This is a genomic window from Hahella ganghwensis DSM 17046 (assembly GCF_000376785.1).
Taxonomy (GTDB): domain Bacteria; phylum Pseudomonadota; class Gammaproteobacteria; order Pseudomonadales; family Oleiphilaceae; genus Hahella; species Hahella ganghwensis.
On sequence record NZ_AQXX01000056.1, the window covers coordinates 1 to 15,522 of the forward strand.

Annotated in this window: 13 protein-coding genes and 1 tRNA gene; all 14 read right to left on the reverse strand. The window is 47.3% G+C overall.

Annotated features, from left to right (window positions below):
- A partial coding sequence (locus tag F566_RS36100; protein WP_245555104.1) for a GTP-binding protein occupies positions 1 to 125 on the reverse strand: 125 nt, incomplete at its 3' end.
- Between the two features lie 68 nt (positions 126 to 193).
- Positions 194 to 2,296, reverse strand: a complete 2,103-nt coding sequence (gene fusA / locus F566_RS0101925) for an elongation factor G (protein WP_020405293.1) — start codon at positions 2,294 to 2,296, stop codon at positions 194 to 196.
- 17 nt (positions 2,297 to 2,313) lie between these two features.
- Positions 2,314 to 2,784: a 30S ribosomal protein S7 gene (rpsG, locus tag F566_RS0101930; RefSeq protein ID WP_020405294.1), complete on the reverse strand. Its 471-nt coding sequence runs from the start codon at positions 2,782 to 2,784 to the stop codon at positions 2,314 to 2,316.
- Between the two features lie 132 nt (positions 2,785 to 2,916).
- The gene (rpsL, locus tag F566_RS0101935) at positions 2,917 to 3,291 is read right to left on the reverse strand and encodes a 30S ribosomal protein S12 (protein ID WP_020405295.1); all 375 of its coding nucleotides are present in this window, start codon (positions 3,289 to 3,291) and stop codon (positions 2,917 to 2,919) included.
- Between the two features lie 172 nt (positions 3,292 to 3,463).
- Entirely contained in the window at positions 3,464 to 7,654 is a 4,191-nt protein-coding gene (gene rpoC, locus F566_RS0101940; protein WP_020405296.1) for a DNA-directed RNA polymerase subunit beta', read from the reverse strand.
- A gap of 112 nt (positions 7,655 to 7,766) precedes the next feature.
- Positions 7,767 to 11,840, reverse strand: coding sequence for a DNA-directed RNA polymerase subunit beta (gene rpoB, locus F566_RS0101945; RefSeq protein WP_020405297.1), 4,074 nt, complete (start codon positions 11,838 to 11,840; stop codon positions 7,767 to 7,769).
- A gap of 183 nt (positions 11,841 to 12,023) precedes the next feature.
- A complete protein-coding gene (gene rplL, locus F566_RS0101950; RefSeq protein WP_020405298.1) occupies positions 12,024 to 12,401 on the reverse strand; it encodes a 50S ribosomal protein L7/L12 in 378 nt (125 codons plus the stop codon).
- A 35-nt stretch (positions 12,402 to 12,436) separates the two neighbouring features.
- On the reverse strand, positions 12,437 to 12,967 hold the full coding sequence (gene rplJ, locus F566_RS0101955; RefSeq protein ID WP_020405299.1) for a 50S ribosomal protein L10: 531 nt from the start codon (positions 12,965 to 12,967) through the stop codon (positions 12,437 to 12,439).
- A 206-nt stretch (positions 12,968 to 13,173) separates the two neighbouring features.
- Positions 13,174 to 13,872: a 50S ribosomal protein L1 gene (gene rplA, locus F566_RS0101960; protein WP_020405300.1), complete on the reverse strand. Its 699-nt coding sequence runs from the start codon at positions 13,870 to 13,872 to the stop codon at positions 13,174 to 13,176.
- A gap of 3 nt (positions 13,873 to 13,875) precedes the next feature.
- Positions 13,876 to 14,304: a 50S ribosomal protein L11 gene (gene rplK / locus F566_RS0101965; protein WP_020405301.1), complete on the reverse strand. Its 429-nt coding sequence runs from the start codon at positions 14,302 to 14,304 to the stop codon at positions 13,876 to 13,878.
- A 95-nt stretch (positions 14,305 to 14,399) separates the two neighbouring features.
- Positions 14,400 to 14,933: a transcription termination/antitermination protein NusG gene (gene nusG, locus F566_RS0101970; RefSeq protein WP_033415662.1), complete on the reverse strand. Its 534-nt coding sequence runs from the start codon at positions 14,931 to 14,933 to the stop codon at positions 14,400 to 14,402.
- A 10-nt stretch (positions 14,934 to 14,943) separates the two neighbouring features.
- Complete coding sequence (gene secE / locus F566_RS0101975; protein ID WP_020405303.1) at positions 14,944 to 15,312, reverse strand: preprotein translocase subunit SecE; 369 nt, start codon at positions 15,310 to 15,312, stop codon at positions 14,944 to 14,946.
- 22 nt (positions 15,313 to 15,334) lie between these two features.
- Positions 15,335 to 15,410 (reverse strand) — tRNA-Trp (locus F566_RS0101980).
- Positions 15,411 to 15,427: 17 nt separating this feature from the next.
- The coding region (locus tag F566_RS36105) for an EF-Tu C-terminal domain-related protein (protein ID WP_020405304.1) at positions 15,428 to 15,522 on the reverse strand (95 nt) is incomplete at its 5' end.

Here is a 15,522-nt window from a genome sequence, read left to right on the forward strand (position 1 = left end):
CCACCCCAAACTTCAGAACATACGCGAGTCAGGGCCGCTGTCAGAGTAGTCTTACCATGGTCAACGTGACCAATGGTGCCTACGTTAATGTGCGGCTTGCTGCGTTCAAATTTTTCTTTTGCCACAGTTAGATCCTCTTTACCTTTACTCTTATTTCTAACTAAGAAAAAAGCTTAACTACTAATGATTTGGATTATTTTCCACGTGCACTGATTACAGCTTCAGCAACATTGTTTGGCGCCTCTGCATATTTAGAGAACTCCATAGTATATGTTGCACGACCCTGAGTTGCTGAACGCAGATCAGTTGCATAACCGAACATTTCTGCCAGAGGAACCTCTGCATTTACAACTTTACCAGACACGCTTTCATCCATACCCTGAATCAAGCCGCGACGACGGTTAAGATCCCCAACCACGTCACCCATATTTTCTTCAGGAGTTACCACCTCAACCTTCATAACAGGTTCAAGCAATACGGCACCGCCCTTACCAGCCAAAGCCTTAGTTGCCATGCTGGCGGCGATTTTAAATGCCATTTCGTTAGAATCGACATCATGGTAGGAACCATCGTACAGGGTCGCTTTAAGACCCAGCAGAGGATAGCCAGCAAGAATACCGTTTTGCATCTGCTCCTCGATACCCTTACCTACCGCAGGAATGTACTCCTTAGGAACAACACCTCCCACAATCTCGTTTACAAACTCGAGCCCTTCTTCACCTTCTGGGCGCGGCTCAAACTTGATCCACACATGACCATACTGACCACGACCACCAGACTGACGAACAAACTTACCTTCAATTTCGCAAGTATTACGAATAGCTTCGCGGTAGGCCACCTGAGGCTTACCAATGTTAGCCTCTACCTTAAACTCGCGACGCATACGATCTACGATAATATCCAGGTGTAACTCACCCATTCCAGAGATAATAGTCTGACCGGTTTCTTCGTCAGTCTTAACACGGAATGAAGGATCCTCCTGAGCCAGTTTACCCAGGGCAATACCCATTTTTTCCTGATCAGCCTTCGACTTAGGCTCAACCGCAACAGATATCACGGGCTCAGGAAACTCCATACGCTCAAGAGTGATCACGTTATTAGGATCACACAAGGTATCACCAGTCGTAACATCCTTAAGACCGATACCAGCAGCGATATCGCCAGCGCGAACTTCCTTGATCTCTTCACGAGAACTGGAATGCATCTGCACCATACGACCGACACGCTCTTTCTTGCTCTTCACCGGATTAAACACTGTGTCTCCTGAGTTCAGGACACCAGAATAAACACGGAAAAAAGTAAGCGTACCAACAAACGGGTCTGTCGCAATCTTAAACGCTAGAGCGGAGAATGGCTCATCATCAGAAGATTTACGGATAGCGACGGTTTCACCATCATCCAGAACACCTTCAATAGCCTTTACTTCAGTAGGCGCTGGCAGGTACTCGATAACTGCGTCCAAAACAGCCTGAACACCCTTGTTTTTGAAGGCCGAACCACCAAGAACAGGCACAATTTCGTTCGCCAAAGTACGAGCACGAATCCCCTGCTTGATTTCTTCTTCAGACAAATCACCTTCTTCAAGATATTTTTCCATGAACTCTTCTGTCGCTTCCGCAGCAGCTTCGACCATGTACTCGCGCATCTTCTCGCACTTATCCTGAAGTTCGGCAGGGATATCCCCATACTCGAAAGTCATCCCCATATCATCTTCATTCCAGATGATAGCTTTCATCTTGACCAGATCGACAACACCCCTGAACTCATCTTCAGACCCAATAGTCATCTGAAGCGGCACAGCGTTAGCACCAAGGCGATCCTTCAACTGAGAGACAACGCGCTCAAAATCAGCTCCCGCACGATCCATCTTGTTTACAAAGACCATACGAGGAACTTCATACTTATTAGCTTGACGCCATACAGTTTCTGTCTGCGGCTGAACACCAGAAGAACCACAAAGAACAACGACAGCACCATCGAGAACACGCAGAGAGCGCTCGACCTCAATGGTAAAGTCAACGTGCCCCGGGGTATCGATAATATTCACCCGGTGCTGATCGAACTGCTGCTGCATACCAGCCCAAAAACAGGTAGTTGCCGCTGAAGTAATGGTGATACCACGCTCCTGCTCTTGCTCCATCCAGTCCATGGTAGCCGCACCGTCATGCACCTCACCGATCTTATGAGAAAGACCTGTGTAGAACAAAACACGCTCGGTAGTAGTGGTTTTACCTGCATCTACGTGAGCACAGATACCGATATTACGGTACCGTGCCAATGGGGTTTTACGTGCCACGGTTTATTGCTCCAAATTTAAAAACGGTAGTGAGAGAACGCTTTATTAGCTTCAGCCATGCGGTGTACGTCTTCACGCTTCTTAACCGCTGCGCCACGACCCTCTGCCGCCTCTAGCATCTCTGCAGCCAGACGCGCAGCCATGGATTTTTCCCCACGCTTACGGGAGTACTCTACCAACCAACGCATAGAGAGCGCTTGCTGACGAGACGGACGCACTTCAACAGGAACCTGATAGGTTGCACCACCAACACGACGAGATTTAACCTCTACCAGTGGCTGGATATTTTCCAGGGCAAGCTCGAATGTTTCCAGAGGGTCTTTACCACCCTTCTGGGAGACGATATCCAACGCACCGTATACGATTTTCTCAGCAACAGATTTTTTGCCGCTTTCCATGACGTGGTTGATAAACTTAGCAAGCTTCAAACTTGCAAACTTTGGATCTGGCAGGATTTCGCGCTTCGCAGCGACTCTTCTTCTTGGCATGATAAGCCCTCAAATAAAAGGTTATTCAGGTAAATCCGGAACTATAACGCTGAGCCCGGCCTTACTCTTATCCTAAACAGCTTCTTTTCGACCCATAGGCCGTCAACTAAAAGACTATTAAGGCGTATGAACTTATGACTTAGGACGCTTGGTACCGTACTTGGAACGACCTTGTTTACGATCATTCACACCAGCGGTATCCAAAGTTCCACGAACAGTGTGGTAACGCACACCTGGCAAGTCTTTTACACGACCACCGCGAATCAAAACAACGCTGTGCTCTTGCAAGTTGTGTCCTTCACCACCAATGTATGAAGACACTTCATAGCCGTTGGTCAGGCGCACACGACAAACTTTCCGCAAAGCCGAGTTTGGCTTCTTGGGAGTAGTGGTATAAACGCGAGTACAAACTCCGCGACGCTGTGGACATGCCTGCAATGCAGGAACGTCACTTTTAGCCACTTTACGGCTGCGCGGCTTACGTACCAGCTGATTAATGGTTGCCATTCAAGCTTACTCCGTAATACAAATAAAACTGCCCTATTAAACAAGGGCAGCAAGTGTAATGTCGCACACTATTTGAGTCAAGGAGGATATGCCTAAAAAAGCAACAACTCCGCCCAAAGCATGCTATCTATTGCCAAAGCACCGATATCCGCTGCTTTGGCACTATATGATGCTACTTGTTCAGCTCAGCACTTAATGCCTGAACTACATCAGCAGCACTAACCCCACCTTCTTTCTGCAAACGCTTGCGGCGACGCTCATTGTGATATGCCGACCCGGTACCTGCAGGAATTAGGCGTCCAACAACAACGTTTTCTTTCAAGCCACGCAAATGGTCTTGTTTGCCGGTTACAGCCGCTTCTGTCAAAACTCTGGTGGTTTCCTGGAAGGACGCTGCAGATATAAAGCTTTCTGTCGCCAAAGAGGCTTTAGTGATACCGAGCAATACCCGATCTCCTTTCGCCGGCATTTTACTCTGGGTTTCAGCCAGTTCGTTTTCTTCAAGCAACTTAACCAGTTCCACCTGATCACCCTTAATCAAAGGTGTATCACCGGAGGATGTTACATCAACCTTACGAATCATCTGACGCACGATAACTTCAATATGTTTATCGTTGATGACAACACCTTGTAGTCGGTATACGTCTTGTATTTCGTTGATGATGTACTTTGCAAGCTCACCAACCCCAAGCAATCTGAGAATGTCATGAGGATTGGAAGGACCGTCAGAGATAACCTCTCCCTTTTCCACCTGCTCCCCTTCAAAGACGTTTAGCTGACGCCATTTAGGAATCAAAATCTCATACGGATCGCTGTTATCTGTCGGGGTGATAACAAGACGTTTCTTACCTTTGGTTTCTTTACCAAAAGAAACGATCCCACTGATTTCTGCCAGAATTGAAGGCTCTTTTGGCTTACGAGCTTCAAACAAGTCAGCAACCCGAGGCAGACCACCAGTGATATCACGCGTTTTCGAGGACTCTTGAGGAATCCGCGCAATAACATCACCGACTTCAGCAACATCGCCACTCTTCAAACTAAGCAGAGAGTTTGGCGGCAGGAAGTACTGAACAGGTGTATCCGTCCCAGGGAAATTCATTTCTTTGCCATCGCTATCAAGCAATTGCACCATCGGACGAATATCTTTACCAGCTGCCGGACGATCCTTCGGATCAATAACTTCAATGTTAGAGAGACCAGTCAACTCATCCGTCTGAGTTTTGATGGTTATACCCTCTTCCATCCCTACAAAGTTAACTTTTCCGCCCACCTCTGTAATGATCGGGTGTGTGTGGGGATCCCACTTAGCTACAACTTCTCCTGCTGCAACTTCTTGCCCCTGTTTAACACTCAGCTCAGCACCGTAAGGAAGCTTGTACCATTCACGCTCACGTCCCGCCTGATCCGCAACAGCCAGCGCCGAAGACCTGGAGACCGCTACCAAGTTTCCATCTTTACGTTCGATCGACTTCAGATTGTGCAGGCGGACTGTTCCTCCATGCTTAACCTGAATATTGTCGACTGCTGACGCTCTGGATGCAGCACCACCGATGTGGAACGTACGCATGGTCAGCTGTGTACCAGGCTCACCAATTGATTGGGCTGCGATAACACCTACAGCCTCACCAACGTTGACTCGATGTCCACGAGCAAGGTCACGACCGTAACAGTTTGAGCAAACACCATATTTGGTTTCACAAGTAATTGGAGAACGAACAAGAATTTCGTCCACACCAGCCTTTTCAAGCTTTTCAACAGTTGCTTCGTCCAGCAAAGTTCCCGCTTCAACGACGACCGTTTCGCTATCAGAAGCTGAAAATACATCGCTGGCGGTGACTCGACCAAGAACCCTGTCACCTAGAGGTACAACAACGTCACCACCCTCGATATGAGGTGTGACCAACAGACCTTCACTGGTGCCACAGTCAATATCAGTAATGACAAGATCCTGCGCCACATCCACCAAGCGACGAGTTAGATATCCCGAGTTCGCTGTTTTCAATGCAGTATCCGCAAGACCTTTACGAGCACCGTGAGTAGAAATAAAGTACTGAAGTACGTTCAATCCCTCACGGAAGTTCGCTGTAATCGGTGTCTCGATGATCGAACCATCCGGCTTGGCCATCAACCCCCGCATACCCGCTAACTGACGAATCTGCGCAGCGGAGCCCCGAGCACCAGAGTCAGCCATGATGTATACAGAGTTAAAGGATTCCTGATCCACTTCGTTACCATCACGGTCAACAACCTTATCAGTCCCCAAACGATCCATCATTGCTTTGGAGACTTTATCGTTAGCACGAGACCATATATCGATAACTTTGTTGTACTTCTCACCCTGGGTTAACAAACCAGAAGCAAACTGAGACTCGATTTCCTTTACTTCATTGTCTGCAGCTTCGATGATCTTTGCTTTCTCATCAGGGATCACAAAATCATTCACCCCAATGGAAGCACCAGACAACGTCGCATAATGGAAACCGGTATACATGATTTGGTCAGCGAATATTACCGTTTCCTTTAACCCAACCTGTCGATAGCACGCATTAATGAGACGTGAAATCGCTTTTTTCGTCATCGGCTGATTAACCAAGGCGAAAGGCAAGCCCTGAGGCATGACTTCATTCAGCAATGCACGACCGACAGTTGTTTCAACCTGCCCAGACCTCTCATGCAATTTCCCTTCGTCATCACGCTCCAAGGTATCCATGCGAACTTTAATTCTGGCCTGCAAATGTACCTTCTTCGCACCATAAGCTCGCTGTACTTCCTTGATGTCTGTAAACACCATTCCTTCGCCTGGCGCATTAATACGCTCACGAGTCATGTAGTACAAACCAAGCACAACATCCTGAGAAGGAACAATAATCGGATCACCATTAGCCGGAGACAGGATATTGTTAGTCGCCATCATCAACGCACGAGCTTCCAGCTGGGCTTCCAGAGTAAGAGGTACGTGTACAGCCATCTGGTCTCCATCGAAGTCAGCGTTATATGCTGTACATACCAGCGGATGCAGCTGTATAGCTTTACCTTCGATCAATACAGGTTCAAATGCCTGGATCCCAAGACGGTGAAGTGTCGGTGCCCGGTTGAGCATAACTGGGTGTTCTCGAATGACCTCGTCTAGAATATCCCAGACAACTGCCTCTTCGCGCTCCACCATTTTCTTGGCCGCTTTAATGGTTGTTGCCAGACCACGGTGCTCCAACTTGGAGAAAATGAACGGCTTAAACAGTTCAAGGGCCATTTTCTTAGGCAGACCACACTGATGCAAACGCAAGGTAGGGCCAACAACGATTACCGAACGGCCCGAATAATCAACACGCTTACCAAGCAGGTTTTGACGAAAACGCCCCTGCTTACCTTTGATCATGTCAGCCAGCGATTTTAGTGGACGCTTATTTGAGCCAGTAATTGCACGGCCACGACGACCATTATCCAACAAGGCATCAACAGATTCCTGAAGCATCCGCTTTTCATTGCGCACAATGATATCTGGAGCATTCAACTCCAGAAGACGCTTCAAACGGTTGTTACGGTTAATCACCCGACGATAAAGGTCATTCAAATCACTGGTCGCAAATCTCCCACCGTCCAGAGGTACTAAAGGACGTAGATCTGGTGGCAGAACCGGCAAAACAGTCAGCACCATCCAGTCTGGATTGTTTCCAGAATCCGCAAATGCTTCCATTAACTTCAAGCGTTTGGAAAGCTTCTTAATTTTGGTTTCCGAGTTAGTATTAGGAATTTCCTCGCGAAGGCGATTGATTTCTTCCTCTAGCTCGAGATCTGCCAGTAACGCCTGGACTGCTTCAGCCCCCATACGAGCGTCAAACTCGTCCCCGAATTCTTCCAGAGCCTCGTAATACTGCTCGTCAGAGAGAAGCTGACCGCGTTCAAGCGTAGTCATTCCAGGATCAATAACAATGAATGATTCAAAATATAACACTCGCTCGATATCGCGCAGTGTCATGTCCAGCAACAGACCGATACGTGAAGGCAATGACTTCAGGAACCAGATGTGAGCAACGGGAGAAGCAAGTTCAATATGCCCCATGCGCTCCCTGCGAACATTAGCTGGCGCAACTTCTACACCACACTTCTCACAAATGACACCACGATGCTTAAGGCGCTTATATTTGCCGCATAAGCACTCATAGTCTTTGATTGGTCCAAAAATTTTGGCGCAAAACAGACCATCACGCTCAGGCTTGAAGGTTCTGTAGTTAATGGTCTCAGGTTTTTTAACTTCACCATAAGACCAGGAACGAATCATATCGGGAGATGCCAGACCGATACGAATTGAGTCAAATTCGTGAGCGTAATTTTGATTCTTTAATAAATTCAGCAAATCTTTCATTGGCTAAGGCCTCTGATGCGTCCCAGGGCGGATACACCGCCCATCTTAAATCGGTTTTGCAGCACCCAGTCTGCAGCTCTTTTCATTTCGATTGACTTTCAAGCCCGAGACTTCAATTAGTCTCAAGCTCGATATCAATACCCAAAGAGCGAATTTCTTTAACCAATACGTTAAAGGACTCCGGCATTCCCGGCTCCATACGGTGATCACCATCGACGATGTTCTTGTACATCTTCGTACGTCCGTTCACATCATCCGATTTCACAGTCAGCATTTCCTGCAAGGTGTAGGCCGCACCGTAAGCTTCGAGGGCCCAAACCTCCATCTCACCAAAACGCTGACCACCGAACTGTGCTTTACCACCCAGAGGTTGCTGAGTAACAAGACTGTATGAACCGGTTGAACGAGCATGCATCTTATCGTCGACCAAGTGGTTAAGCTTGAGCATATACATGTAGCCTACCGTCACTTGACGCTCGAAACGATCACCTGTTCGTCCGTCATAAAGGTCGATCTGACCACTGTCATCCATATCCGCCAAACGCAACATGTCTTTGATTTCGCTTTCTTTCGCACCATCAAATACGGCCGTCGCCATTGGAACACCTCCGCAGAGGTTACCAGCCAGCTCCATAATCTCAGCATCGTTCAGAGAATCCAGATCCTCTGTACGACCGCCAACACCGTTATATACCTCATGCAGGAACTTGCGAATATCTGCTGCTTTCTGCTGAGCCTCAATCATCCGATTGATTTTATGACCCAAACCTTTTGCAGCCGCACCAAGGTGAGTTTCAAGAACCTGACCGACGTTCATCCGCGAAGGTACACCTAGTGGATTCAATACGATATCGACCGGATTACCACTCTCATCGTAAGGCATATCTTCAATCGGCTTAATCGCAGAGATAACACCTTTATTTCCGTGACGTCCAGCCATTTTATCACCTGGCTGGATACGACGTTTAACAGCAACATAAACCTTAACGATTTTAAGAACACCAGGAGCCAGATCGTCACCGGACTGCAGCTTGCGCTTTTTATCCTCAAAGCGCTCTTCTATGCTCTTACGACGTTCCTGCAGCTGAACTTCAGCCTTTTCCAGAAGCTCATTCAGAGTTTCGTCAGACATTTTAAGCTTGAACCACTCTTCCTTTTCGAAAGCGTTCAAATGCACTTCTGTTAGCTCGTCGCCTTTCTTAAGACCCGGACCGCTGATCACCTGCTGACCATTCAGAGCATTACGCAAACGCTCGAAAGTCGCGCCCTCAACGATGCGATACTCATCGTTAAGATCTTTGCGGTACTTGTTCAGTTCAGCCAGTTCAATTTCTTTTGCTCGCTGATCTTTTTCCACACCATCACGAGTGAACACCTGAACATCAATAACTGTTCCCCGCATACCGGTAGAAACGCGCAAAGAAGTATCTTTTACATCAGATGCCTTCTCTCCAAAGATGGCACGCAGAAGCTTCTCTTCTGGAGTCAACTGCGTTTCACCTTTAGGTGTCACCTTACCTACCAGAATATCTCCAGGCTCAACTTCCGCACCGATGTAGATGATCCCTGAATCATCCAACTTGGACAGAGCACTTTCACCGACATTCGGGATATCAGCTGTAACCTCTTCAGGCCCAAGCTTAGTATCACGAGCCACACAAGTAAGCTCCTGAATATGAATGGTAGTGAACCGATCTTCCTGAACGACACGCTCTGAAACGAGGATGGAATCCTCAAAGTTGTATCCGTTCCAAGGCATAAATGCGATACGCATGTTCTGCCCCAAGGCCAGCTCACCCATATCAACAGATGGGCCGTCAGCCAGGATGTCACCCCGAGCGATAATATCCCCTTCCTTCACTAGAGAACGCTGATTAATACAGGTGTTCTGATTCGATCGAGTGTATTTGGTCAAGTTATAGATATCGACACCAGCATCACCTGCTTCCGTCTCATCATCACTAACCTTAACAACAATCCTTGCGGCATCAACGCTAACAATCGCTCCGCCACGCTTAGCTACAACACAGACACCAGAATCCTGGGCAACATAGCGCTCCATCCCTGTGCCAACAAGAGGCTTCTCAGCCTTGAGGGTCGGAACAGCCTGACGTTGCATGTTTGACCCCATCAGTGCCCGGTTAGCATCATCATGCTCCAGGAATGGGATCAAAGAAGCTGCCACAGAAACCACCTGGCGAGGTGAAACGTCCATGAAATTTACTTTCTCTGGAGGCATCACCGTAAATTCGTTCTTATGACGAACAGTTACCAGCTCGTCAACCAGATGATTACTTTCATCAACCAGTGCGCTAGCCTGGGCGATTACATATTCACTCTCTTCGATTGCAGACAGATACTCGATTTCTTCTGTTACAAGACCATCAACAACTCTTCTGTATGGACTTTCCAGGAATCCGTAGGAATTTGTGCGAGCATAGGTCGCCAGAGAGTTAATCAAACCGATGTTTGGACCCTCAGGAGTCTCGATTGGACACACACGGCCATAATGGGTCGGATGTACGTCCCGTACTTCAAAACCTGCTCTTTCACGAGTCAAACCACCGGGCCCCAAAGCAGACACGCGACGTTTGTGAGTCACTTCTGAGAGCGGGTTGTTCTGATCCATAAATTGTGAAAGCTGACTTGAACCAAAGAACTCTTTTACAGCCGCAGCAACAGGTTTGGCATTAATAAGATCTTGAGGCATCAACCCTTCGGATTCAGCCATACTCAAACGTTCTTTAACAGCACGCTCTACACGAACCAAACCAACGCGGAACTGATTCTCTGCCATCTCACCAACAGAACGAACCCGACGGTTACCCAAGTGATCGATATCGTCGACGGTACCCTTACCATTCCGTATATCGATCAAAGTCCTTAGCACATCAATGATGTCTTCGTGACTGAGAACCCCCTCTCCGAGAATTTCTTCACGTCCCAGACGGCGGTTAAACTTCATACGCCCGACAGCGGAAAGGTCATAACGCTCTTCAGTGAAAAACAGGTTGTTAAACAGATTTTCTGCTGACTCTTTCGTTGGCGGTTCGCCCGGACGCATCATCCGATAGATTTCTACCAATGCCTCCAACTGGCTGCGGGTAGAATCAATTCTCAGGGTATCCGAAACGAATGGCCCGCAATCCAGGTCATTCGTATAAAGTGTCTCAACCCTAGTAACTTCTAGCTTGTCGAGCTTTTCAAGAATCTCATCAGTAATTTCGGTGTTACATTCAACAACGATCTCACCTGTTTTTGGATCCACAACATTACGGGCGATCACTTTGCCCTTCATGTAATCCTTGGGAACCCGCAGACGCTCCATTCCTGCCTTCTCCATCTGACGGATGTGACGGGCAGTAATACGTCTTGCTTCTTCAACAATGACATTTCCATCGTCATCTTTGATTTCAAAGGTGGCGATATCTCCCCGCAGACGACTGGGGACAAGATCCAAATAGCAGTCTTCACCTTCAATATCGAAGTGACTGTTTTCAAAAAACATTTCGAGCATTTGCTCTGCGGTATAGCCTAACGCACGCAGCAAAATTGTAGCTGGAAGCTTACGACGACGGTCGATACGAACAAATACCGCATCTTTAGGATCGAACTCAAAATCCAGCCATGAACCACGGTAAGGAATGATTCGAGCAGAATACAACAGCTTTCCTGAAGAATGGGTTTTACCTTTATCATGATCAAAGAAAACACCGGGAGAGCGATGTAGCTGAGATACAATAACCCGCTCCGTACCATTGATCACGAATGTGCCGTTTTCTGTCATCAGCGGCACTTCACCCATGTATACTTCTTGCTCTTTGATATCCTTGATTGCTTTAGTTGAGGATTCCTTATCGTAGATGATCAGCCGAACCTTAACACGCAATGGTGCAGCATAAGTCACACCACGTAATTGACATTCAGCCACATCAAAAACAGGCGTACCCAAACGATAGCTAACATACTCTAATGCAGCATTGCCGGAGAAACTGACAATTGGAAATACCGATTTAAACGCCGCATGTAAACCAACGTCCTGGCGGTCTTCATGAGACACGCTCTGTTGTAAAAAATCGTGATAGGAGTCTAGCTGTATGGATAGTAAGTACGGTACATCCATTACTGCTGGAAGTTTTCCGAAATCTTTGCGAATTCGTCTTTTTTCGGTATAGGAGTATGTCATCGATATTCCCCAGCTTTATGCAAACTGACTCTGGTGCGCTCGAAGGATTTCGACAATAGGGACTACTTGTCTCAGATTGTACGAAATTTTTGAAAAAAAGATTTAGCTTACACAACGGAAAACGGCTGACGTCCTAAAACGCCAGCCGAATCCCTGCTTTAGCAGCTTAAAGCAATCAAAAGATTACTTGAGTTCAACCGAAGCACCGGCTTCTTCAAGTTCTTTCTTAGCTTTCTCTGCGTCGTCTTTGCCCAGAGCTTCTTTGATGGTAGAAGGAGCGCCATCAACCAGCTCTTTAGCTTCTTTAAGACCAAGACCAGTGATACCACGAACAACTTTGATGACATTAACTTTCTTGTCACCAGCAGAGTTCAATACCAGGTCGAATTCAGTCTTCTCTTCAGCTGCTGCAGCTTCACCGCCAGCAGCCGCAGGTGCTACTGCAACAGCTGCTGCAGCGGAAACACCAAATTTTTCTTCCATAGCTTCAACAAGTGCAACTACATCCATTACACTCATTTCAGCAATTGCATTAAGGATATCGTCTTTAGACAGAGCCATTTTATTTCTCCTAAAAGCCTATTAAATTGCTACCGTTATGCCGCATTTTGCTTTTGATCGCGGACCGCCGCTACTGCACGAGTAACTTTTGAAGGTACTTCGTTCAAAGTACGTGCAAGCTTGGTGATTGGCGCCTGCATGACACTCATCAGCATCGCCAGAGCCTGATCCCTTGTCGGGAGCTTAGCCAGACGATCAATCTGATCTGCGCCGAGCAAATCTCCACCTACAGCAAGTGCCTTGATTTCAAACTTGTCGTTTCCTTTGGCGTAATCCTTCAGCAAGCGTGCCGCTGCTCCAGGATCTTCCATTGAAAACGCCAGGATTGTTGGCCCCACCAACACTTCGCGAACACACTCATACTCAGTACCTTCTACAGCACGTTTTGCCAGAGTGTTACGCACTACTCTCAATGAAACGTTTTCACCACGCGCTTTAGCACGCAGGTCGCTCATTCCATTGGAGGTTACGCCGCGATAGTCAGCAATCACCAAAGACAAGGCATTACTGGCAGTCTCATTGACCTCAGCGACAATAGCTTTTTTGTCTTCAAGTCTAATTGCCACCGGATTTCTCCTATTTACACCGGTTTCCCGGTTAGTCGCATTTATCTCAAAAGAGACGTTTACGGCTTTTCGCAATACTGCTTAGCCGTCTGCGCAGGACGTTTAACCCATAGCGGTTTGAGTTAACCAAACCGCTATGGGACCTGCGGTCTTTGACAGCCCACGGCTTCCGCCGAAAGACTACCAAAACCTTTCACAACTACCTCTTAAACAGAAATAGTTGACTGATCAATCAACAGGCCTGGACCCATTGTTGAAGAAATAGTTACTTTCTTCAGATATACACCTTTAGCTGATGCAGGCTTCGCCTTTTTAAGGTCAGCCAACAGAGCTTCCAGGTTTTGCTTGATATCGTCAGAAGCGAATTCCACATTCCCCAAAGGAGAATGGATAATTCCGTTCTTATCAGTACGATAACGAACCTGACCTGCTTTAGCGTTTTTAACAGCAGTCTCTACATCTGGGGTTACAGTGCCAACTTTAGGGTTAGGCATCAGACCACGTGGACCGAGAATTTGCCCCAACTGACCTACAACGCGCATTGCATCTGGAGTAGCGATAACCACGTCGAAGTTCAGATTACCTTTCTTAACTTCTTCAGCCAGATCATCCATCCCAACGATATCTGCACCTGCTGCCTGCGCTTTTTCTACGTTCGCGCCCTGAGTGAATACAGCCACACGTACAGATTTACCAGTACCTTTAGGCAATACAGTTGAGCCGCGCACTACTTGGTCTGATTTACGTGCATCAACACCCAAATTAACAGACACATCTACAGACTCTTTGAACTTAACTGATTTGGAGAGTTCTGCCAGAATCCCTACAGCCTCTTCAACAGAATAAGCCTTACCTGCTTCAACTTTTTCGCGAATCGTCTTTTGACGCTTAGTTAACTTAGCCACGACTTACTCCTCCACATTCAAGCCCATACTTCTGGCTGTGCCAGCGATGGTGCGTACTGCTGCGTCCAATGAACCTGCTGAGAGATCAGGCATTTTAAGATTGGCAATTTCTTCCAATTGCTCACGCTTAACGGTGCCCACCTTTTCAGTATTAGGACGTCCAGATCCGCTCTTGATTCCTGCAGCTTTCTTTAGCAGCACAGAAGCAGGCGGCGTCTTGGTAATGAATGTGAAACTGCGATCACTGTATACTGTAATGACAACAGGAGTTGGCAAGCCTGGCTCAATATTCTGAGTTTGAGCATTAAAGGCTTTACAAAACTCCATGATATTTACACCATGTTGACCCAAAGCAGGACCAACAGGGGGACTCGGGTTAGCCTGACCGGCTTTAACCTGCAATTTGATATAGGCTTGAACTTTCTTAGCCATTATTTCCTCCTAGTGGGTATTAACGCACTATGTGCTCCCCATGCAGACACAAAAAGCCCGCCACATATTATGTAGCGAGCCCTATTTTCAACCAGCTAGTCTTTTTCTACCTGGCTAAACTCTAAGTCAACTGGTGTTGAACGCCCGAATATAAGCACAGCCACTTTTACGCGACTTTTCTCATAATCAACTTCTTCAACAACACCATTAAAATCGGCAAATGGCCCATCGACAACACGAACCACCTCTCCGGCTTCAAACAAAGTCTTCGGCTTCGGCTTGTCTGCTCCACTTTCAACGCGTCGCAAAATTGCCTCAGCTTCTTTATCACTGATCGGCGCAGGGCGATCTGGGGTTCCACCAATGAAGCCAAGTACTCGGGTAGTAGACTTCACCAAGTGCCAGGTATCGTCATTCATATCCATCTGAACAAGTACATAGCCAGGGTAAAACTTGCGCTCACTTTTGCGCTTCTTACCCTCTTTCATTTCTACAACTTCTTCAGTAGGAACAAGAACCTCACCAAACTGAGACTCCATCCCCTTTAAAGCGATACGCTCCTTTAAAGAACGCATTACGTGCTTCTCATAGCCCGAATACGCCTGGACGACATACCATTTCTTAGACAAAAGGCTTCTCCTAACCAATAAAGCCAGAAACCAACCAACTAATCAGCGAGTCAATAAGCCATAACAACAGAGCTACGAATAGTACAAAGGCGACTACTATCAGCGTGGTCTGGGTTAGCTCAGGCCTGGTCGGCCATACAACCTTCCGAATTTCCAGTCGAGCTTCTTTCAATAAAACCAAGAAAGACTGCCCTTTTACAGTCTGGGCAGCCACGAATGCGGCAACAGCGCCCAAAGCAACCAAACCAAGGACGCGATTCAGGAGAGACTGATCAGCATAAAAAGAATTGCCAATCACCCCAGCCGCAATAAGCGCGAATACGATAAGCCACTTAAGCTTATCGACCGCGCCTGAAGTTTTCTCTACATTAGAGGACATAATATAACCAGACCAAATAAGGTGGCAGGCCAGGAGGGAATCGAACCCCCAACCTGCGGTTTTGGAGACCGCCGCTCTGCCAATTGAGCTACTGGCCTACCTTAAAACAGAAAGGTTACTCGAAGATCTTAGCTACAACACCAGCACCTACGGTACGGCCACCTTCGCGAATCGCGAAGCGCAGACCTTCTTCCATGGCGATAGGTGCGA